Origin of the sequence: Mesorhizobium sp. B2-7-1 (assembly GCF_006440735.1) — a bacterium.
Lineage (GTDB): Bacteria > Pseudomonadota > Alphaproteobacteria > Rhizobiales > Rhizobiaceae > Mesorhizobium.
Genome location: NZ_VFUA01000020.1, coordinates 58916 through 78636, shown reverse-complemented (window position 1 = coordinate 78636; position 19721 = coordinate 58916). Strand labels below are relative to the sequence as shown.

Annotated in this window: 18 protein-coding genes and 1 tRNA gene; 8 read left to right on the top strand and 11 right to left on the bottom strand. The window is 64.4% G+C overall.

The features are described from left to right. The 8 genes from FJ471_RS11015 to FJ471_RS10980 form a co-directional block, all read right to left on the bottom strand. Positions 1-1123 (bottom strand): metallophosphoesterase (locus FJ471_RS11015; protein ID WP_181179333.1); only part of this gene is annotated, 1123 nt, incomplete at its 3' end. Positions 1124-1311: 188 nt separating this feature from the next. After that, positions 1312-1686, bottom strand: coding sequence for a hypothetical protein (locus FJ471_RS11010; protein WP_040990409.1), 375 nt, complete (start codon positions 1684-1686; stop codon positions 1312-1314). A 186-nt stretch (positions 1687-1872) separates the two neighbouring features. After that, the gene (locus FJ471_RS11005) at positions 1873-3318 is read right to left on the bottom strand and encodes a homospermidine synthase (protein ID WP_140803175.1); all 1446 of its coding nucleotides are present in this window, start codon (positions 3316-3318) and stop codon (positions 1873-1875) included. A gap of 131 nt (positions 3319-3449) precedes the next feature. After that, a complete protein-coding gene (locus FJ471_RS11000) occupies positions 3450-4385 on the bottom strand; it encodes a DUF3445 domain-containing protein (RefSeq protein WP_140803174.1) in 936 nt (311 codons plus the stop codon). A gap of 35 nt (positions 4386-4420) precedes the next feature. Further along, positions 4421-5083: an aminotransferase class IV family protein gene (locus FJ471_RS10995; protein ID WP_140803173.1), complete on the bottom strand. Its 663-nt coding sequence runs from the start codon at positions 5081-5083 to the stop codon at positions 4421-4423. Further along, on the bottom strand, positions 5032-6177 hold the full coding sequence (locus FJ471_RS10990) for an aminodeoxychorismate synthase component I (protein WP_140803172.1): 1146 nt from the start codon (positions 6175-6177) through the stop codon (positions 5032-5034). Before FJ471_RS10990 ends, FJ471_RS10995 begins: the two co-directional genes overlap by 52 nt. A 156-nt stretch (positions 6178-6333) precedes the next feature. Next, positions 6334-7029, bottom strand: coding sequence for a proton-conducting membrane transporter (locus FJ471_RS10985; RefSeq protein WP_140803171.1), 696 nt, complete (start codon positions 7027-7029; stop codon positions 6334-6336). Between the two features lie 356 nt (positions 7030-7385). Next, positions 7386-9221 (bottom strand): M3 family oligoendopeptidase, encoded by a 1836-nt coding sequence (locus FJ471_RS10980; RefSeq protein WP_181179331.1) that lies wholly within the window; start codon positions 9219-9221, stop codon positions 7386-7388. A 159-nt stretch (positions 9222-9380) separates the two neighbouring features. Between FJ471_RS10980 and FJ471_RS10975 the strand changes: the two genes are divergently transcribed. From FJ471_RS10975 to FJ471_RS34750, 4 genes are all read left to right on the top strand, one after another. Further along, positions 9381-10928, top strand: coding sequence for a sigma-54 dependent transcriptional regulator (locus FJ471_RS10975; protein ID WP_140803170.1), 1548 nt, complete (start codon positions 9381-9383; stop codon positions 10926-10928). A gap of 378 nt (positions 10929-11306) precedes the next feature. After that, complete coding sequence (locus FJ471_RS10970; RefSeq protein ID WP_140803169.1) at positions 11307-13163, top strand: DUF882 domain-containing protein; 1857 nt, start codon at positions 11307-11309, stop codon at positions 13161-13163. Between the two features lie 93 nt (positions 13164-13256). After that, positions 13257-13330 (top strand) — tRNA-Gln (locus FJ471_RS10965). Between the two features lie 124 nt (positions 13331-13454). Continuing rightward, positions 13455-13631, top strand: a complete 177-nt coding sequence (locus FJ471_RS34750) for a hypothetical protein (protein WP_181179329.1) — start codon at positions 13455-13457, stop codon at positions 13629-13631. Between the two features lie 53 nt (positions 13632-13684). Here FJ471_RS34750 and FJ471_RS10960 read toward each other — a convergent pair whose 3' ends face one another. Continuing rightward, positions 13685-14578, bottom strand: coding sequence for an AraC family transcriptional regulator (locus tag FJ471_RS10960; protein WP_140803168.1), 894 nt, complete (start codon positions 14576-14578; stop codon positions 13685-13687). A 153-nt stretch (positions 14579-14731) separates the two neighbouring features. On the opposite strand from FJ471_RS10960, the gene FJ471_RS10955 reads away from it, so the two are divergent. Continuing rightward, positions 14732-15478: an SDR family NAD(P)-dependent oxidoreductase gene (locus tag FJ471_RS10955; protein WP_140803167.1), complete on the top strand. Its 747-nt coding sequence runs from the start codon at positions 14732-14734 to the stop codon at positions 15476-15478. 9 nt (positions 15479-15487) lie between these two features. Here FJ471_RS10955 and FJ471_RS10950 read toward each other — a convergent pair whose 3' ends face one another. After that, on the bottom strand, positions 15488-16126 hold the full coding sequence (locus FJ471_RS10950) for a 2-dehydro-3-deoxy-phosphogluconate aldolase (protein WP_140803166.1): 639 nt from the start codon (positions 16124-16126) through the stop codon (positions 15488-15490). Positions 16127-16273: 147 nt separating this feature from the next. Between FJ471_RS10950 and FJ471_RS10945 the strand changes: the two genes are divergently transcribed. Beyond that, a complete protein-coding gene (locus FJ471_RS10945; RefSeq protein WP_140803165.1) occupies positions 16274-17203 on the top strand; it encodes a rhodanese-related sulfurtransferase in 930 nt (309 codons plus the stop codon). A gap of 81 nt (positions 17204-17284) precedes the next feature. On the opposite strand, the gene FJ471_RS10940 is transcribed toward FJ471_RS10945, so the two are convergent. Beyond that, entirely contained in the window at positions 17285-17647 is a 363-nt protein-coding gene (locus tag FJ471_RS10940; RefSeq protein ID WP_140803164.1) for a nuclear transport factor 2 family protein, read from the bottom strand. Positions 17648-17845: 198 nt separating this feature from the next. On the opposite strand from FJ471_RS10940, the gene FJ471_RS10935 reads away from it, so the two are divergent. After that, positions 17846-18577, top strand: a complete 732-nt coding sequence (locus FJ471_RS10935) for a tellurite resistance TerB family protein (RefSeq protein WP_140803163.1) — start codon at positions 17846-17848, stop codon at positions 18575-18577. 241 nt (positions 18578-18818) lie between these two features. Further along, positions 18819-19580, top strand: a complete 762-nt coding sequence (locus FJ471_RS10930; RefSeq protein WP_140803162.1) for an SDR family oxidoreductase — start codon at positions 18819-18821, stop codon at positions 19578-19580. Positions 19581-19721: the final 141 nt, after the last annotated feature.

The window sequence follows — 19721 nt, the reverse complement described above, 5'->3', positions numbered from 1 at the left end:
CGACGCCTTGTCCCTTGGTGCGGTCGAGAATGGCGTCAGAGACGAGATTGCCCATCTCGCATTCATGCGCGCGGCAATTCTCGCGGCTGCCGTCGATCGGCTTGGTGGTCTCGGCCACCTCCTTGTTCTTCAGCGCCTCGATCGGCGCCCCGAGTTCCTTGATGCGGGCAAGCACGGCCGGATCGGGGACGATCGACTTGTCGAGATAGATCGGCGCGCCGCTGGCCTCCTTGACGTTGCCGTTGTCGTCGAACACGACCTTGAACTCGCCGAGATATTTCGAGTAGGAGGCCGCCTGCACCACCGGCACCTTGTAGCCGTCGGGGTTGTCGACCATCGTCGGGTAGGGGCCTGCCGCCTTCGGATCGGTGTTGGACAGAAGCGTGTGGCTGTGGCCGCCGACCACCACGTCGATACCCGGGATTTTCGCTATGACGTCGCGCTCGCGGTTATAGCCGATATGCGTCACCGCGATGATCTTGTTGATGCCTTGCGCCTTCAGCTTCTCGACCTCGGCCGTGATCGATTTGACATCGTCGGCGATGGCGATGTTCGGGCCGGGCGAGGCGAGTTCCGGCGTGTCGTTGGTGACGGCGCCGACGATGCCGATCTTCTGGCCGCCGACCTCGACGACGATCGACGGCTTGATCTTGCCCGCGGCGCCGGACTTGTCATTGGGCACGACATTGGCGCTGACGATCGGGAATTTCGCCTTGTCGAGGTAAGGCACAAGCGCGGTCTCGCCGTCGTCGAATTCGTGGTTGCCGAGCGTCACGGCGTCGGGCTTGATCTCATTGAGGAATTCCTCTTCCACGGCGCCCTTGTAGGTGGTGTAGAACAGCGATCCCTGGAAGCTGTCGCCGGCATTGAGCAGCAGCACGTTCTGGCCTTCGAGCTTCTTGCGCTCCTGCGCGATCGCGGTGACCAGCCGGCCGGCGCCGCCGATGCACTCGCCCTTGGTCTCCTCGTCGGCGGAACAGGTCGACTCGTATTTGTTGTTGCCTTCGATGCGGCTGTGCCAATCATTGAAATGCAGGATGTTCAGCGTGTAGTCGGCAAAGGACACGCCTGCCGACAGGCCGAGGGTCGAGGCGGACAGGGCTAGGACGGCGGCAATCTTCATTCTCGTCTCCGGGATAAGCTGACGTGGAACGTGCTTAAAGCCCTCGCTTGACTGGAAATAACAGTCAGCCTCGGGTCATGTTCACATCGGGTTCCGGTCGATGCAAGCACAAATCAGGGAGATGTTTGCCGGCACAAAAAAGGGCGGTGGCCCGCGCCGCCGCCCTTTCCGCTGGATATCGCGGGCCCTCAAGCCCGGCGCGTCAGCACGAAATTCTGGCCGCTGGCGCTGGTGCAGTTGAGCTGGCTGGTGGAGACCATCAGGCAGTTGAAGCTGACCGGCGTCTGGCGGATCAGCGAGGTGCCGTGGATCTCGACCGAGGTCGCTCCGGTCATGGTGTAGCTGCCTTCCGACAGCTTCTGGCCGGTGTCGGTGGCAACGGTGGTGAACTTGCCGCCCGCGAAGGTCGACAGGCCGGTGCCCTTGGCATCGATCCAGTTGCCCTCGACGCCCTTGGGGGCCGCCATGGGCGGGGGCTCCGAGGGACCGGTGGTGGTGCAGGCGGCCGCAGCCAGAAGGCTAGCCGCGGCGCCTGCCGAAAGCAGTTTGCGCGCAATGGTCATTTTGAAAAATCCTCTCCTCAGTCCGCTCCTTTCAATCGCCCGATTTCCGGGCGATTGCAAGGCGGCGAGGCAGAGCGTCTTGCCATTTCACGGAAACGGCGAGGCGCTCCATCTCCTTGTTTTTGCGCAATCCCGGACGGAAAACCGTTTCACGCTTTTCCTGGAATTGCTCTGGCAGGCAGACTGCTATCGCAGCAGAATGTTGCGGAACTGCCACGGATCGTCCTTGTCCAGGTCTTCCGGGAAGAGGCCCGGCCGGTTGTCCAGCGGCGTCCAGTCGGTGTAGTAGCCCCTGACAGGCCCGAGATAAGGCGACTGCACTTCGAGGCAGCGCCGGTAGTCCATCTCGTCGGCCTCGACGATCCCGGCCGTCGGGTTCTCCAGCGCCCAGACCATGCCGGCGAGCACCGCCGAGGTGACCTGCAGGCCGGTGGCGTTCTGGTAGGGGGCGAGCTTGCGCGCCTCGGCCAGCGACAGCTGGGAGCCATACCAGTAGGCGTTCTTGTCGTGGCCGTAGAGCAGCACGCCGAGCTCATCGACGCCGTCGACCAGCTCGTTCTCGTCGAGCACGTGGTGAACCGGCTGCGGCTTGCCGGCGGCGCCGAACATCTCGTCCAGCGACAGCAGGGCGTCGTTGCAGGGATGGTAGGCGTAGTGGCAGGTCGGGCGGTATTGAAGCTTGCCCTTCTTCGAGCGCACGGTGAAGAAGTCGGCGATCGAGATCGCCTCGTTGTGCGTTACCAACAGGCCGTATTGCGCGCCTGGCGTCGGGCACCAGCTGCGCACGCGCGTGTTGGCGCCGGGCTGCTCCAGATAGATCGCCGCCTTGGAGCCGTGCTTGTGCTTCTTGCCGTTCTTCGGCATCCAGTTCTCATGCGTGCCCCAGCCGAGCTCGGCCGGCTGCAGGCCCTCCGAAATGAAGCCTTCGACCGACCAGGTGTTCCAGAACACGTTCATCGGCTTCGGCTTCTTCGTGCGCTGTGTGTCGCGCTCGGCGATATGGATGCCCTTGACGCCGGCCTTCTTCATCAGCCTGGCCCAGGCCTCGCGATCTTCCTGCGCAGGCTCGGAAAAATCGAGGCCGAGATCGGTGGCGAGGTTGACCAGCGCCTTCTTGACGAACCACGAGACCATGCCGGGATTGGCGCCGCAGGTGGAGACCGCCGTCGGGCCGCCGGGCTTGTCCTGCTTTTCCTTGATCAGCGCCTCGCGCAGCGCGTAATTGGTGCGGCTGGCGTTGTCGGCCTCGGCGTCGAAATAGAAGCCGAGCCACGGCTCGACGACGGTGTCGATGTAGAGCACACCGAGCTTGCGGCACAATTTCATCAGGTCCACCGAGCCGGTGTCGACCGACAGGTTGACGCAAAAACCCTGGCCGCCGCCATTGGTCAGAAGCGGCGTGAGCAGCTTCTTGTAGTTCTTCTCGGTCACTGCCTCCTGGACGAAGGCGATGCCACGCTCGTCGAGCAGCTTGCGGTCGGTATCGCGCGGGTCGACGACCGTCATGCGCGACTTGTCGAACTTGAAATGGCGCTCGATCAGCGGCAGCGTTCCCCGCCCGATCGAGCCGAAGCCGATCATCACGACAGGACCGGTGATTTCACCGTAAACGGGCCAGTTTTCATTCGCCATTTTTTCGCACACTCCTTCAAACACGCGCAAAACCGGGCGCTTTTTGCCCGACGGCCAAGCGCTACACCACAGATCATTGTCATAAACCAGCGAAAAGCGCCAATCGCCGGTCAAGCCGAATTGACCTGTGGTTAAGCCGATCCGGCGATGCCGTTGAGGAATGCAACCAGGCGGTCGCGGTCGGCGGTCAGACCCTTGTAGTCGAGTTGTTGCTGGTCGAGGGCCAGGAGCTGCTCCGCGAACGAGGCCGCCAGCGTTGTCCGATCCGGATGGCGGATGAGCAGCTTGAGCGGATCGAGGTGGATGCGGATGGTGAACAGGATGTCGCGCGACTCCGGCAACTTGCGCAGCGTCTGGCGTTCGACGCGGATGAAGGCGTGGGCGTCGATATCACTGTCGGGGAAGCGGCTCGGGCGGTTGGTGGCGCGATCGATGCGCTCGACATTGGAAAGCGGATGATAGAGCCTGTCATCCGCCTGGATCGACCAGTTGAAGCGTTCGACCGCCTGGCCCTGCAAGCCGTCGAACATGCGGTTGATGAGTTCGGCTGGCCGGGTGCCGGGTCCGAATCCAGGCACCGGTTCGTGGATTTCCTGCAGCGGCTTGCCGAATTTCTCCTGCAGCGACCAGGACGAAGGGAAGCAGAGCGAGCCGGCGGCGAGCCGCCAGCCGCGCTCGTCGCGGCGCATCAGGATCAGGTCTTCCTGGACGAGCAGCGAAGCCTGTGCGAGCGGCGCCTGGCGCAGGGCAGGAGGCAGTCGGTCGATCGCCGCCTCGAAACCGACGGGCTCGACATCCGCTCCATTGCGGCGGTGCGTGCCGGGATGCGCGGCTTCGAGGTGGGCTACGAGCAGGTCCAGCACTTCGCGCTGAGCGTCTCGGGTGCCGTCTTCCTCGACAAAGACCTTTTCGGGTATCTCCGCATAGAGCCGCCGCTTTTCGGCCAAATGCGGCAACAGGAATTCATCGACTTCGATCCAGCGAGCGAAGTCGAGCGGCTTCAGCCCGATGGTGAAGAGTTTCGAGGACCCGTCATAGGGTGTGTGGGTTGGCTGGCGAATGGTCATGCATTCTTCAAACAGAAAATCGTTGGCCGCTCCAGTCAGCCGAGCGTCGCAGGGATCAGCCCGCGCAGCGAGTTGCCGACGAAAATCGCCTTCGCCGCCTTCAGATCGTCGAAGCTGTAGATCGCTTCCACGGCGCGGCCTTCGTCCAGAAGCGCGCCGCGCAATATTCCAGGCAAGAGGCCGCAGTCGAGGCGGGGCGTGGCGAGCAGCCCGTCGCCGAAGTCGGCGAAGAGATTGGTGATCGTGCCCTCGCAGAGCTCGCCGCGCTCGTTGGCCAAAACCACTTCGTCGGCGCGGGTGGCGAGATATTCCGCGCGCGCATGCTGGTAGGTCTCGCGGCGGCTTGTCTTGTGGCGCAGCAGCATGTCGCCGGAATCGAGCCGGATGCGCGCCAACTGCAGCCGCCAGACCTTGTCGGCCGGCAGCGGTTCGTAGGCTTGAGCGGCAGCCGTCGCTTCGCCGTTGCGCTGCAGGACAAGGCGCACGCGCAAGGCAGTCCCGTGCCCGCCAACGGTGTTCGACAGCACTTCGCCGATCCGCCCGGGATCGCAGGCGAAGCCGAGTTCGGCGGCGGACGCATAAAGCCTGGCAAGGTGGCGCTCGAAGCGCTGGAAGCCGGAACCAGGCTCCCAGCGCATGGTCTCGATCAGCTCGAAGCCGGCACCGTTCCCGTCGCGAAGCGCGCTTTCAGCAGACACTCCTTGTACTCCTCCTCGGCGGTCGAATCGAAGACGACGCCGCCGCCGACATTGTAGACGGCCTCGCCATCGGCAAAGAGCGAGATGGTGCGGATCGCCACCGAAAAACGCATCCTGCCGCCTGGCGCGATCCAGCCGATGGCGCCGCAATAGACGTCGCGCGGTGCGTCCTCCAGCTCGTGCAGGATTTCCATCGCGCGGATTTTCGGCGCACCGGTGATCGAGCCGCATGGAAAGAGCGCTGCGAAGACCTGACGGATGCCGATGTCGGGCAACAGCTTCGCCCGCACGCGGCTTACCATCTGGTGCACCGTCGGATAGGTCTCGATGCGGAACAGTTCCGGCACGTCCAGCGTGCCGACCTCGCTGATCAGCGAGATGTCGTTGCGCAAAAGGTCGACGATCATCCGGTTCTCGGCCTGGTTCTTCTCGTCGTTGCGCAGGAAGGCTTTCAGCCGCGCGTCCTCGGCCTTGGTCGCGCCGCGCGGCGCGGTGCCCTTCATCGGGTGCGTTTCGATCATGCCGTCGGCATCGATCTCGAAGAACAATTCGGGCGAGCGCGACAGGACGATCGGGTCGCCGAGCGAGACCAAAGCGCCGTATTTCACCGGCTGGCGTTCGGTCAGCGCGTCGAAAGCGGCGAGCGGATCACCGGACCATTGCGCGCGAACCGGGAAGGTGAGGTTGCCCTGGTAGCAATCGCCCTTGCGGATATGGTTGTGCAGACGCGCGAAGCGGACGGCATAGTCCTCGGCAGACCATGTCGCCCTGGCGTCGAAGATCGGGCCGCTGCGGACAGGGCCCGCGTTTTGCGGCACCGCCTGCTCGACTGGCGCATCGAAGACGCCGAGGCAGACCAACGGCGCATGGCGGCCTTCGGGCAGCAGCGGCACCAGTTTCGGCTCGAGCAGGTAACCGGCTTCGTATGAGAAATAGCCCGCCAGCCATTTGCCGGAGTCCGAGGCAGCCTGCGCCCTTTCAAGCGCCGGCGTGAACTCTTCCGCGTCGTTCGCGACGATGATCTCGCGCGGCCGGTCGAAGACCGTCTGACGAGCGGTCGCGTCGTTGCGGAAAATGGCTGCGGGCAGGGACATGGGCCTCAGGGTGCGGACAAAGCGCCGTCGACCGCTCTATATGGGGGCCCCGCGTGGCGCAATCGAGAGAGCGGCGTCGGGCGGCGCAAAGGCGGCTGGCCCAAAACAAAGACGGCGCCCGTAGGGACGCCGCCCTGCTGCCAACAGGCAGGGTGCTCAGGTGTTGCTTGCGGTTCCGGCCGTCGGGAACTGGCGGGCGAATTCGGCCTCGTTGCCGGCGGCCAGCAGTTTCGCCTGCTCGATCCATTTTTCGCGCGCGATACGGCCGTCGAAATTGAGTACCTCTTCGATGCGTTTGACGTCGTCGGCGGTCCAGGCGGCGATCTGGGCATAGGTGGTGACGCCCAGGCCTTTGAGCAGTCTTTCATTGACCGGGCCGATGCCGATGAGGCGGCGCAGATTGTCGGCCTTGCCGGTCGCGGCCTGCGGCGCGGCGGCTTTCTTGGCCGCGAGCGCTGCCACCTTCTTGGGTGCGGCGGACTTGGCCGCAGGCTTCGCCGACGCAGTCTTCTTTGCCGCGGCCGGCTTCGCCGGGGCGGCCTTCGTCGCTGCCGAGGTCGCGGCAGCGGGCGTCGACATCAGCGCAGCCGCCGGCGCAGCGGTTTTGTCGGTGCCGGCCTTGCCGGAAGGCGCGTCGCGCAACCGGCTTTCGAGATCGGCGCGGGCACGGCCACAGGCGTCGAGCTCGCCCTTCAACCGATCGCTGTCGGCGCGCAGCCTGTCGCGCTCGCTTCGGGTGCGGTCGAGATCGCCACGCAGACTGTCGAGTTCGCCGCGCAAGCGGCCCCAGATGAACCAGCCAACCAGGATGCCCACAACGAACGCCAGGAGCATGTAGAAGAAAGTGCTCATTTCCCTCTCCAGTCCGATCTGTCGGTCGAGGCCCGGAAAGACGAGCTCACGCCAAGGATCGTCAAAGGTTCCGTGGTCGGCGGAACCGCCGGCTTCAATCGAGCCATCGGCGTGCGGCCTTGTCCGGAGCCGACGGCCATCATCGCATTCGCCGTAGCGTAGCGGCCGGCCATCTCTGGCCTGCGCGATGCGTCCGGCTGAGCTTGAGGCCGGACGCTATCATATGGCTTGTCGAAAGCTAGTTGAAAAATGCGCCGGAGAGTTATTCAAGAACAGCTATTTAGCGCAAGAATAGATCTTTGCTAATATGCGTTCCGGCTAAACTATTGCGGCCGATGCCTGCGCTGTTGCTGTCGTCAACTGTCGAGCGCCTCCAACTCGTCGATCAGCGAACCGATCACGCCAAGGCCGATCTGCCAGAAAGCGGGGTCGGTGGCGTCGAGGCCGAAGGGGGCCAGAAGCTCAGAGTGATGCTTCGTGCCACCGGCGCGCAGCATCTCGAAATATTTCTCCTGAAACCCGCGCTCGGCATTCTGGTAGACGGCGTAGAGCGAGTTCACCAGGCAATCGCCGAAGGCATAGGCATAGACGTAGAAAGGCGAGTGGATGAAATGCGGGATGTAGGTCCAGAAGACCTCGTAGCCCTCGCGCAGCTTGATCGCCGGCCCGAGGCTTTCGGCCTGCACCTCCAGCCAGAATTCGCCCAGTCTGTCCGAGGTCAGCTCGCCGTTCTTGCGTTCGGCATGCACCTTGCGCTCGAACTCGTAGAAGGCGATCTGGCGCACGACAGTGTTGATCATGTCCTCGACCTTCTGGGCGAGCATGGCTTTGCGCTCGCGCTTGTCGCTGGTCTGCTCGAGCAGCGACCGGAAGGTCAGCATCTCGCCGAAGACGGAGGCGGTTTCGGCGAGCGTCAGCGGCGTCGAGGCCATCAGCGCGCCCTGGCCCGCGGCCAGCACTTGGTGCACGCCATGGCCGAGCTCATGCGCCAGCGTCATCACATCGCGCGGCTTGCCCATGTAGTTGAGCAGCACGTAAGGATGCGCCGACGGCACCGTCGGATGGGCGAAGGCGCCGGGCGACTTGCCCGGCCGCACCGGCGCGTCGATCCATCTGCGATCGAAAAAGCCGCGGGCGATTTCGGCCATGTCCGGCGAGAAGCGCTGGTAGGCCGAAAGCACCGTGTCCCTGGCGTCGTCCCAGCTGATCACCGCCTGCGGCGTCTCCGGCAGCGGCGCGTTGCGGTCCCAGTGGTTCATCACGTCCATGCCGAGCCAGCGCGCCTTCATCGCGTAATAGCGGTGCGACAGCCGCGGATAGGCCTCACGCACGGCCGCGGCCAGCGCGTCGACCACATCGCGCTCGACGCGGTTGGCGAGGTGGCGCGAGTCGGCAATATCCTGGAAGCCGCGCCAGCGGTCGGAGATTTCCTTGTCCTTGGCCAAAGTGTTGGTGATGAGGGTGAAGGTGCGCAGGTTCTTGCGGAAGGTCGCGGCCAGCGCCTCGGAGGCGCGGCGGCGCACCTCGCCGTTCGAATCCTGCAACCGGTTCAACGCCGGCTCAAGCGTCAGTTCCTCGCCGTCGACCTCGAAGCGCAGGTCCGTCATCGTTTCGTCGAACAGGCGGTTCCAGGCGCCGCGCCCGGTGACCGACTTTTCGTGGAACAACTGCTCGACGCGGTCCTCGAGCTGGTAGGGCTTGTCCTTCCTGAGGTCGAGCACCCAGGGCCGGTAATGGCCGAAGGCCTTGTCGGCGGCCAGAGCGCTCTCGATCGCCGCATCGTCGATCAGGTTGAGCTCGAGCGCGAAGAACAGGAGATGCGCGCTGGCATCCGTCATCTTTTCCTGGACGTCGCCATAGAGCTTGGCGCGCTGCGGGTCGGCGGTGTTGCCGGCATAGACGAGGCCGGCATACGAGACGATGCGACCGATCAGTTCCTCGAGTGCCTCATAGGCTTTCAGCGCCTCGCCCAGCCGGCCGGCGGCGCCGCGCCCGGCTTCCGCGGCCAGCGTGCCTTTCCAGCGGGTCTCGAAGGCGATGGCTTCGCTGGCCGCCCTGGCGATGTCGCGCTTCAACTCGGGCGCTTCCATGCCCGAATAGAGATCGGCAAGATTCCACTCCGGCAGGTCGCCAAGCCCCGCCGCGCCCTGGCCGGACGACGCCGCAAGCCGCTGACCAAACATCATGCGCATCAACGATACCTTTTTTGAACCAAGGAGCCAGAATCAAAGGGAAAGGAGAAGCCGGTCAAATCCTAAGGAATTCGTTCACCGGGTTTTTTGAAACCTTATTTAGAACCCTGTGCCAAGATGATCCATGGGGATTTTCTCGGGCGGACAACTCAAACAGTCATGACAGGTTCCATACTCATAGTCGATGACGATCCGGTGCAGCGCAGGCTGGTCGAGGCCGCGTTGACCAAGTTCGGCCACAGCGCGATCGTCACGGATAGCGGCGAGGCCGGCCTCGACGTGCTCGACGGGCCGAACGCGCGCGAGGTCTCCGTCGTCATTCTCGATCTCGTCATGCCCGGCCTCGACGGCATCGGCGTGCTGAAGGCCATGCGCGAGCGCGCCATCAACATCCCCGTCATCGTGCAGACGGCCCAGGGCGGCATCGAGACCGTCGTCTCGGCGATGCGGCACGGCGCCTTCGACTTCGTCGTCAAGCCGGCGTCGCCCGACAGGCTGCAGACAGCGATCTCGAACGCGCTCAAGGTGGAGGCCGTCGAGGACGAGATGAAGCGCGTATCGCGGCGACGCGGCGGCGGCCATCTCACCTTCAAGGACATGATCACGCGCAGCCAGGCTATGGAGCGGGTGATACGCCTTGGACAGAAAGCGGCGGCCTCCAACATCCCGATCCTGATCGAGGGCGAGTCCGGCGTCGGCAAGGAACTGGTGGCGCGCGCCATCCAGGGCACCGGCGACCGTCGCTCGAAGCCGTTCGTCACCGTCAATTGCGGCGCGATCCCGGACAATCTCGTCGAATCGATCCTGTTCGGCCACGAAAAGGGTTCCTTTACCGGCGCCACCGATAAGCACACCGGCAAATTCGTCGAGGCGAATTCCGGCACGCTGTTCCTGGACGAGATCGGCGATCTGCCGCTCGACGTCCAGGTCAAGCTGCTGCGCGCCGTGCAGGAAGGCGAGGTCGATCCGGTCGGCGGCCGCTCGACCGTCAAGGTCGATATCCGCCTGATCTCGGCCACGCACCGCAACCTCCTGCAGCAGGTCAAGGACGGCAAGTTCCGCGAGGACCTGTTCTACCGGCTGAACGTCTACCCGATCTTCGTGCCGCCGCTGCGCGATCGCCGCGACGACATTCCCTACCTTGTCCGGCATTTCATGGAAAAGGTCGCTCCGACCGATCCGCGCCGCCGCCTTGCCGGCATATCGGCCGCGGCGCTTGCGATGCTGCAGGCCTATGACTGGCCGGGCAACATCCGCCAGCTGGAGAATGCGGTCTTCAGGGCGTCGGTGCTTGCCGAGGGCGATGTGCTGACCGAGGAGGAATTCCCGCAGATCCGGGCGCAGGTGGAAGGAACGGTAAATCTCGGAGCGGAACCGGCATACGCCGTCGCCGAGACGACCGCGGACGTGATCCGCCAGGCGGACGAGGCCGTTTCCGAGGCAATGGCGGTCGGCTTGCCCGATGGCCAGGCGCCAGCCAGGCCGCAGCCGCGGTTCGGAACGCTTCGGGCGTTGGACGAGCGCGGCAATGTGCGGGCGCTGGCCGATGTCGAGCTCGAGATGATCAAGCTCGCGATCGATCATTACAATGGCCAGATGAGCGAGGTTGCCCGCCGGTTGGGCATCGGCCGCTCGACACTCTACCGCAAGTTGAAGGAATATGGCATTGACCCCGAAGCCGGCCGCGTCGACCGGCTCGCCTCATGACAGGCAAGCCTCGATCCAGCTTACCCGCCTAAAATCCGAGTCAAATTGTCGCTTTTGACGTGAAAACCCTGGGTTTTCAGTGGTTGGCGTCGGCGAGGATCACGCATTAACGCTAACGGTAACAGATCGTGTTCTCGCCGAGGCCGGATTCTTGATCTAAACCAGCGGTTTACCACGAAATGCTGTGCATCATTTTTGACGGGATATCGCCACGGTGTCACCGCATTTCGGCTTCAATAAACGATGATTAACCATTAGGATCGATATTCGGATGTGAAAACCACGCATCCGTTTGGTCAAATCCGGGGACAAACGGCAGCCTGAAAGCCATTTGATTTGAACAAAATCGAACGACACAAAAACGGGCGGCATTTTCACATGAGCGTCTGGCCTAGGTGGCTGACGTTCGTGATTTTGGCCGTCGGGTTCCTGTCCGCGGCGGCGCCAGGCGCCAGGGCTGAGGTGCGTACGCTCAAGCTCTATCACCTGCACACGCATGAAAAGGCCGAGATCGTTTACAAGCGCAATGGCCGCTACGATCCGGAAGGCCTGCGCAAGATCAACATCATTCTGCGCGACTGGCGCCGCAACGAGCCGACCAAGATGGATCCGCGGCTGCTCGACCTTGTCTGGGAAGCCTATCGCGAAGCCGGTGCGACCGACTATATCCAGGTCGTCTGCGGTTACCGCTCGCCCTCGACCAATGCGTTGCTGCGCTCGCGCAGCCGCGGCGTCGCAGAGAAAAGCCAGCATATGCTCGGCAAGGCGATGGACTTCTACATCCCCGGCGTGCCGCTGAAGAAGCTGCGCAACATCGGCCTGAAGATGCAAGGCGGCGGCGTCGGCTATTACCCAACCTCCGGTTCGCCCTTCGTGCATATGGATGTCGGCAATGTGCGCCATTGGCCGGGCATCAGCCGCCAGGAGCTGGTCAGCCTGTTCCCGAACGGCAAGACGCTGCATGTGCCGAGCGACGGCAAGCCATTGCCCGGCTATCAGCAGGCCTTGGCTGCCTATCAGTCGCGCAAGGGTTCCGGCACGCCCAACATCGAACTGGCCAGCGCCGGTGGCTCGACCAAGCGGTCCGGCGGCCTGTTTGCCTGGTTCGGCGGCGGCGCCGACGAGGCCGACGACGACGCCGATGAGAGCGCCCCGGCGCCTCAGCAGAAAGCCGTGAAGCAGGTCCAGGTCGCGAGCGCCGCCACGGCACGCAACAGCAGCCTTCCGGGCATCGCGATTGTCTCGCCGAAGGATGCCAAGCGCGCCAACATCCCGCAGATCGCGGATGCCAGCGCCGACGATTCGCAGCAGCCGGAGCAGGATACGCCGGAGACGATCATCGCCGCGCTGCCGCCCAAGGAAATCCCGCTGCCCGACTTCGCGCCGCGTCCTAAGGTCGATGTCGGCCAGCAGGTGCCGCAGAACGTGCCGTTCGCCACGGCGGATGCCTCGGCGACGACGGAGCAAGCGGTTGCGACGGCCCAGGCGCCCGTGCCGGACAAGGTTCCGTTCGGCACCGCCAGCGCCGCGGAGGCCGCGAGCACCGATCCGGTGCGGGTGGCGGTCAACAACATCCCGCTGCCGACCTGGCGTCCCGACCGCTCGACGCCGGCGGAATTCGCGCCGAAGGACAAGAACGTGCTTCTGGCGCTGGCCGAAACGGCTTCGCAGGACAAGAGCGCGACCGACGCGTTCTCCGTGCTGCCGACAGCACGGCCGCAGCCCGGCAAGCAGGATGAGGTCAAAGCCGTTCTCGAACAGGCCAATGCAACCGTTGGGGCCGATGGTGGCGGCGCCGAATACCAGCTCGCGTCGCTGACCGAACCGGAGCCGCGCTCCGCCTTCAACGATCCGTCGGGCGTCGACGCAGCCTCGCCGCGCCAGGCTATCGCCGCCCTCCCGGCCGGGACCAATCCCGCGCAGGCGATCGGCGGCAATGTGAAGACGACGGCCAAGGAAGGCAGGGCGTCCGCCCACGATCTGAAGCCCGGACCCAAGGCCATGGTGGTTGCGACGCCGCCGCAGGCCGCGCGCTGGGCGCTGGGCAGCGGTGCCAACATCGCCTCGGTTTCCGACCCGACGACGGCGCCGCGCTATGCCTACAACATCGTGCACACGCCGCCGAGCGAAGTGTACACCGCCGGCTTCCAGATGGATGGCCAGGTGCCGGACGCAAGCCGCTTCACCGGCAACGCGGTGAAGTTCCTCTCGGTCGCGCGCTTCCAAACGAAATAGGCGAGCCAACGTGCCGCCGCAAAGCCGCGTTGGTCCGCCAGCGCGGCTTTTATCTTTCATGGCATGCGCCCTGCCTGTTTGGCCAACCAGTCTTCCCGCTTCGTCTAATGGTAGGACAGCGCCCTTTGAAGGCGTGAATCGTGGTTCGAATCCATGAGCAGGAACCAGATATGGCGACCTGAATCGGCGTTCCCATGTCTGCATGTTCACGCCAGGCTAAACTTCCCGTGAGGTTGGAACGCGATCCCCATTGATGGGTTAAAACGAGTTTGTTCCAAACTGAGGATATTCATGAAGAAGATTGTATTGGCGTCAGTTCTGGCGCTGGCTGCGGCATCGGCGGCGGTCGCTCCCTCGCAGGCCGAGACCGTGATCATCAAGACCCACAAGCATCATTGCGTCACCAAGCTGGTGACGCATTGGCGGCACGGTCACAAGGTGATCGACAAGGTCAAGGTCTGCAAATAACCGCATTCCAGGCAACTGACCCGGTCGGCGCAAGCCGACCGGGTTTTTCATGTTCAGTCGATCTCCAGCGCAGCCGCTTCGCCCTTCGATAGAAGCCGCGCGGCATCTCGCGCGGGCGGCAGTCCGAACTGGCGCGCATATTCGCGGCTGAACTGTGAGGCGCTTTCGTAGCCGACGGTGAAGGCGACATGCGCGGCGCTGCCCGGTTGCGCGATCAGCAGATGGCGCGCCTCCAGCAGGCGGAGCTGCTTCTGGTACTGGATCGGACTCATGGCCGTCGCTGCCTTGAAGTGGCGATGAAAAGCGGCGTTGCTCATATGCGACAGCTCGGCCAGTTGCGTCACGTCGATCGGCTCGTTGTAATGCGCCCGGATCCACGCCGTGGCGCGGCGGATCTGCGACAGGCGCCCGTCGGCGCGCGCGAGCTGGCGCAGCTTCTCGCCCTGCGGGCCTTGCAAGAGCCGGAACGCGATCTCCCGTTCGAGCATGGGCGCGAGGACAGGTATCTCGGCCGGCCGGTCGAGCAGCCGCAGCATCCGGCGCCACGCATCGAGCAGCAAGTCGTCGACTTGATTGGTCACGAAGCTATCGCCATCGATCGCCGGCTTGTGGTCGATGAGCAGACCGGCGATCAGCTCGGTATCGAGCGCGAAGGCAATCGCCATATAAGGCTGCGCGGCGCTCGCCTCGACCAACTGGCTGGTGGCCGGTGTTTCAACCGCATAGACGAAATAGCTGCCGGCGCTGTAGGCAAGCGTGCGATCGCCGATCAGGACCGTTTTGGTTCCCTGCAGGACAAACAGCGTGGTCGGCTGGCAAAGCTCGGGCAGCGGCGGCGTCGGAACCTCGCTGCGGCCGATAGTGACGCGCGGGATGGCCGTCTTCGTCCGTCGCCCGAGCGCATGGCGGCCGGCGATCGAGATCAATTCCTGAAGCGCTTCGTTCATCGTTTCAGCATTGCCGATCCACCGCGGCCAAGCAACCAACTGAGGCGGTGACTCACGTCCGGTTGAGAGGATTAGGCAAGAGGCTGAGAGCTTTTGGCGCGCAAAGCTGGCCGGTTCACGTCATCTCTGGGTCATCGAAAAGGAGACATGGACATGACGACGAAGAGCGCGTTGGTGACCGGCGCCAACAAGGGCATCGGCCTCGAGACCGTCCGCCGGCTGGCGGCACTGGATTACAAGGTGTGGCTGGGCGCGCGCGACGCCGAGCGCGGCGAGACCGCTGCGCTAGCGCTGCGCGGCGAAGGGTTGGACGTCGAGTGGCTCGCGCTCGACGTCGCCAGTGATGGCAGCGTGGCGGCCGCGGCCAAGGCAGTCGCGGCGCAGTCGCCTGGCCTGGAGGTGCTGGTCAACAATGCCGGCGTCGCTCCGGGCTATGTCGACGCGCTTGGCCCGGACGGTCGTTATGAGCGGCCGCCGAGCCGCGAGGGTGTCGCTGATATGAAAGCCACCTATGACGTCAACGTCTTCGGTCCGGTGCGGGTCACGCAGGCATTCCTGCCTCTGCTTTTGGCGGCGCCCGCCGCCCGCATTGTCATGGTGAGCAGCTATCTCGGATCGCTGGCGCGCGCGGCCGGCAGCAGCCAGTCGCCCAATGTCATGGGCTATGGCAGTTCGAAGACCGCGCTCAACGCCGTGACACTGGCCTTTGCGCGGGAGCTTGCGCCGCGCGGCGTCATGGTCAACGCGGCTGCTCCCGGCTACACGGCGACGGACCTCAATGCGCACAGGGGCGGCCGCACAGTGCAACAGGCGGCCGAGATCATCGTGCGGCTGGCGACGCTGGAGCCGGGCGGACCGACGGGCGGCTATTTCGACGAGAACGGCGCGCTGCCTTGGTGAAGGCGCCGATTACTTCTTGAGCTTGCTCGCCTCACGCGCCAGCGCTTCGATCTCGTCCCATTTGCCGGCCTTGATGAGATCGTCGGGCGCAACCCAGGAGCCGCCGACGCAGATGACGTTGGGCAGGCTCAGATAGTCGGCGGCGTTTTTGGCCGTTATGCCGCCGGTCGGGCAGAATTTCACGTCGGCGAGCGGCGAGGCGAAGGCCTTCAGCGAAGCGATGCCGCCGGACTGCTCGGCCGGGAAGAATTTCAGGAAGCGCAGGCCGGCTTCGCGCGCGGCCATGATCTCGCCGGGCGTGATGGCGCCGGGCAGCAGCGGCACCGGGCTGTCCTTGGCCGCGTCGAGAAGCTGGCTGGTGATGCCGGGGCTGACGATGAATTTCGAGCCGGCGCTTGCCGCTTCGCCGAACTGCCTGGCATCGAGAATGGTGCCGGCGCCGACGATCGCCTCCTCGACCTCGGCGGCGACGCGGCGGATCGCTTCCAGCGCATCGGCGGTGCGCAGCGTGATCTCGATGGCCCGCAGACCACCTCGCGAAAGCGCACGGGCGAGCGGCACGGCATCGGCGACGTTGGCGATCTTGAGCACCGGGATAACCGGCTGACCGTTGAGGAGCGACAGGAGCTTTTCGGTCTTGCTGGTCATATGCTGGTCTCCATTTCGATCGTTTTAAACCGATTAGCAGAAGGGATATGGCAAGTCCACGAAGGGCGGCGTGTCGTGATGTCACGTGGTCATGCGCCGGCAGTGTCCGCCTTGAAACGGCTTTCAGCACGGTCTAGTGGCATTGCCATGACAATAGCTAAGGAAATCCAGCCAGTCCGCGTCGCCGCCCTCTACAAGTTTGCCCGGCTCGACGGACACGAGGCCCTGCGCGCGCCGCTCGCTGCCTTCTGTTGCGGGCGCGGCATCAAGGGCACGCTGCTTCTGGCGAAGGAAGGCATCAACGGCACCGTCGCCGGCAGCGAGGAGGCGATTGCCGCGCTGATGGATCACCTCGAAGCCATCGAAGGCCTTGCCGGGCTGGAAGTCAAATACAGCAGCGCCGCCGAAATGCCGTTCCACCGCATGAAGGTGCGGTTGAAGCGCGAGATCGTCACCATGGGCGTCGAGAATATCGATCCGGCGACCAGCGCCGGCAGCTATGTCGCGCCGGCAGACTGGAACGCCCTGATCTCGGACGCCGACACCGTCGTCATCGACACGCGCAACGCCTATGAAGTCTCGCTCGGGACTTTCAGGGGCGCGGTCGACCCCAAGACCACCAGCTTCCGCGAGTTTCCCGCCTGGCTCGAGGAGCACCGCGGAGAGCTTGAAGGCCGCAAGGTGGCGATGTTCTGCACCGGAGGCATTCGCTGCGAGAAGGCGACGGCCTATGTGAAGTCGCTCGGCCTCGAAAACGTCTTCCATCTCAAGGGCGGCATCCTGAAATACCTGGAGGACGTCCCGACCGAGGAGAGCCTGTGGCAAGGCGAATGTTTCGTCTTCGACGAGCGGGTGTCGGTCTCGCATGGCCTGACCGAGGGCGAAGCAGAACTCTGCCGCGCCTGCCGCCACCCGCTGACCGTCGAGGACCGGCTGTCGCCGAAATTCACCGCCGGCGTCTCATGCCCGCACTGTTTTGAAACGCGCTCCGACGAGGATCGAGCGCGCTATGCCGAACGCCATCGCCAGGTGGAACTGGCGCAAGCGCGCGGCGGCAAGCGCCATATCGGCAGCTAGTTCTTTGTCAGACGCAATTCCGGACGGAAAGCTACGGCGAGGTCGTCGAGCCTAACCGCTGCGCACTTTTCCTGGAATTGCTCAGAAGGCGACCGAATAACGGTCGATCGCCCAGAGCCATGTTCCGTCGCTCTGACGACGTGCGACCTCGCTGGTTATGCTGCCATCGGACAGCCTCGTAGACGTCAACGCCAGGTCGCCGTTGACCAGGGCAGGGCGCTGATCGCCACGCTGGAATTTGCGACCCGCGGCGATGCCCTGCTGGAACAGCGCGCGGATCGCGTGCTGGCCGCGAACCGGTTCGTCATCGCCGCTGTCGACGACGGCGTCGGGCTCGAACAGAGCCAGCATGCCCTCGATGTCGCCGGCCCATTGCCGATCGATCAGCAGACGCTCGAGATCCTGCGGATCGCGTGCCGGCTCGCGGTTTTCTGCATTCGTCATCCAATCGCTCCTTTCCGAAACCGGTGTGATCCTATTCGAAGCATTCCGCCGTTTCGACACATGACGAGCCCGCCCCGACAGAGGCGCCGTACGAGCGAAATGTCCGCAGTCATTGTAATGTCAAAGCGCGGGGCCTACCTCTTGCCGGTCCGAAACCTTGCCCGCGCGCATTCGGCCGGGCCAATTCTGGAGGCATTGATGCTCGACCCCAAGAAGCTGCTCGACGACCTTCTCGGCTCGCAAATCCCTGGGACCGGCTCGACTGTCCGCGACAAGGCGGGGCAGGCGGTACAGATGGCGAAGGACAATCCGCTCGCGGCCGGCGCGCTTGCCGCCGTGCTGCTCGGCACCGGCACCGGCCGGCAGGTCACGGGCGCGGCCGTCAAGCTCGGCGGTCTGGCAGCCATCGGCGGCCTCGCCTACAAGGCCTACCAGAACTACAAGGCCGGCAGGGAACCGGCGCAGGCGCCGCCTGCCAGCGAGCCTGAATTGCTGCCGCCGCCGGCGGACACCGCCTTCCATCCCTCGCAGGCGCCGCAAGGCGAGGCCGAGTTCACGCTGACGCTGGTCAGAGCGATGATCTCGGCGGCGAAGGCTGACGGCCATGTCGACGATGGCGAACGCAAGAAGATCGCCGACAAGCTCAAGCTCGCCGGTGTCGGTGCGGAAGCCGAGAAGTTCCTCATTGCAGAGCTCGAAAGCCCGCTCGATCTCGACACGCTGGTCGCCGGCGCCAAGACCGATGCGCAGAAGCTCGAGCTCTACACCGCCTCGCGGCTGACGATCGATCCCGACACGCGCGCCGAGCGCGGCTATCTCGACCTGCTGGCCGGCCGGCTCGGCCTGCCGGACGCCCTGGTCGATCATGTCGAGGCGACGGTTTCGGCGGCAAAGGTGCCGGCCGGAAGCGCGCCCAGTTCACCGTGGTGAATTAGCCTTGGTAAACGCCATCGGGCGAGCCCTTGCCGGTCGTTAATCTCTCGTTAACTCAGCAAGCGCATCATTTTAATCTGTCGGACCGGCTTATCCTCCTCCCAAGCACGGTTCAGATCGGGGCGGTCGCCAATGGCCGCCCTTTTTGTTGGCCCCTGCTTTATCGCCAACAGTTGCTTGCCATGATCGCTTCCATTTGCGATGCCACGTCTTTCCAGTCATGACCGGGAGGACGGCGATGACAGCCATAGCAGAGAAGACCGCCATCGTTACCGGCGCCGGCACCGGCATCGGCAAAAGCGTCGCCACGGCGCTGCTCAAGGCAGGCTGGAATACGGTGTTCTGCGGCCGCCGCAAGACGGTGCTGGAAGAGGCGATCGCCGAGGCGGGGAAGACGCAAGCCAAGGCGCTGGCCGTCGCCTGCGACATCAGCAAGGCCGCGGAAGTCGATGACATGTTCGAGACTGTGCTCGAAGCCTTCGGCCGCGTCGACCTGCTCTTCAACAATGCCGGCATGGGCTACAAGTCGACGCTGATCGACGAGATTCCGGTCGAGGTCTGGAACGATGTCGTCGGCGTCAACCTCACTGGCTCGTTCCTGTGCGCCCGCGCGGCCTTCGGCGCCATGCGCCGGCAAAAGCCGATGGGCGGCCGCATCATCAACAACGGCTCGGTGTCGGCCTATGCGCCGCGCCCCGGCTCCGCGCCCTATACGGCGACCAAGCATGCGATCACCGGGCTCACCAAGACGCTGGCGCTCGACGGCCGGCCTTTCGATATCGCCTGCGGCCAGATCGACATCGGCAATGCGCTGACCGAGATGGCGCAGCCGATGACGGTCGGCGTGCCGCAGGCCAATGGCTCGATCGCGGCCGAAGCGGTGATGGATGTGCAGCGCGTCGCCGACGCGGTGCTGCATATGGCCAGCCTGCCGCTCGACGCCAACGTGCTGTTCATGACGGTGATGGCGACGAAGATGCCGTTTGTGGGCAGAGGTTAGAGAAGAGCCCCCTCACCCGGATTGCCAACCGAATTGCCAAGGGCAATCCGACCTCTCCCCGAGGGAAGAGGAGATCGTCAGCGCCGGCGCCAACCTCTTCTCCCCGTCGGGGAGAAGGTGGCCGCGAAGCGGCCGGATGAG

Coding starts and splice junctions, on each gene's coding strand:
- FJ471_RS10955 (WP_140803167.1), top strand. CDS start 14,732: ATGACGACGAAGAGCGCGTTGGTGACCGGCGCCAACAAGGGCATCGGC.
- FJ471_RS11010 (WP_040990409.1), bottom strand. CDS start 1,686: ATGACCATTGCGCGCAAACTGCTTTCGGCAGGCGCCGCGGCTAGCCTT.
- FJ471_RS10970 (WP_140803169.1), top strand. CDS start 11,307: ATGAGCGTCTGGCCTAGGTGGCTGACGTTCGTGATTTTGGCCGTCGGG.
- FJ471_RS10975 (WP_140803170.1), top strand. CDS start 9,381: ATGACAGGTTCCATACTCATAGTCGATGACGATCCGGTGCAGCGCAGG.
- FJ471_RS10935 (WP_140803163.1), top strand. CDS start 17,846: ATGCTCGACCCCAAGAAGCTGCTCGACGACCTTCTCGGCTCGCAAATC.
- FJ471_RS34750 (WP_181179329.1), top strand. CDS start 13,455: ATGAAGAAGATTGTATTGGCGTCAGTTCTGGCGCTGGCTGCGGCATCG.
- FJ471_RS10950 (WP_140803166.1), bottom strand. CDS start 16,126: ATGACCAGCAAGACCGAAAAGCTCCTGTCGCTCCTCAACGGTCAGCCG.
- FJ471_RS10980 (WP_181179331.1), bottom strand. CDS start 9,221: ATGCGCATGATGTTTGGTCAGCGGCTTGCGGCGTCGTCCGGCCAGGGC.
- FJ471_RS11005 (WP_140803175.1), bottom strand. CDS start 3,318: ATGGCGAATGAAAACTGGCCCGTTTACGGTGAAATCACCGGTCCTGTC.
- FJ471_RS10990 (WP_140803172.1), bottom strand. CDS start 6,177: ATGTCCCTGCCCGCAGCCATTTTCCGCAACGACGCGACCGCTCGTCAG.
- FJ471_RS10940 (WP_140803164.1), bottom strand. CDS start 17,647: ATGACGAATGCAGAAAACCGCGAGCCGGCACGCGATCCGCAGGATCTC.
- FJ471_RS10985 (WP_140803171.1), bottom strand. CDS start 7,029: ATGAGCACTTTCTTCTACATGCTCCTGGCGTTCGTTGTGGGCATCCTG.
- FJ471_RS10930 (WP_140803162.1), top strand. CDS start 18,819: ATGACAGCCATAGCAGAGAAGACCGCCATCGTTACCGGCGCCGGCACC.
- FJ471_RS10960 (WP_140803168.1), bottom strand. CDS start 14,578: ATGAACGAAGCGCTTCAGGAATTGATCTCGATCGCCGGCCGCCATGCG.
- FJ471_RS10945 (WP_140803165.1), top strand. CDS start 16,274: ATGACAATAGCTAAGGAAATCCAGCCAGTCCGCGTCGCCGCCCTCTAC.
- FJ471_RS11000 (WP_140803174.1), bottom strand. CDS start 4,385: ATGACCATTCGCCAGCCAACCCACACACCCTATGACGGGTCCTCGAAA.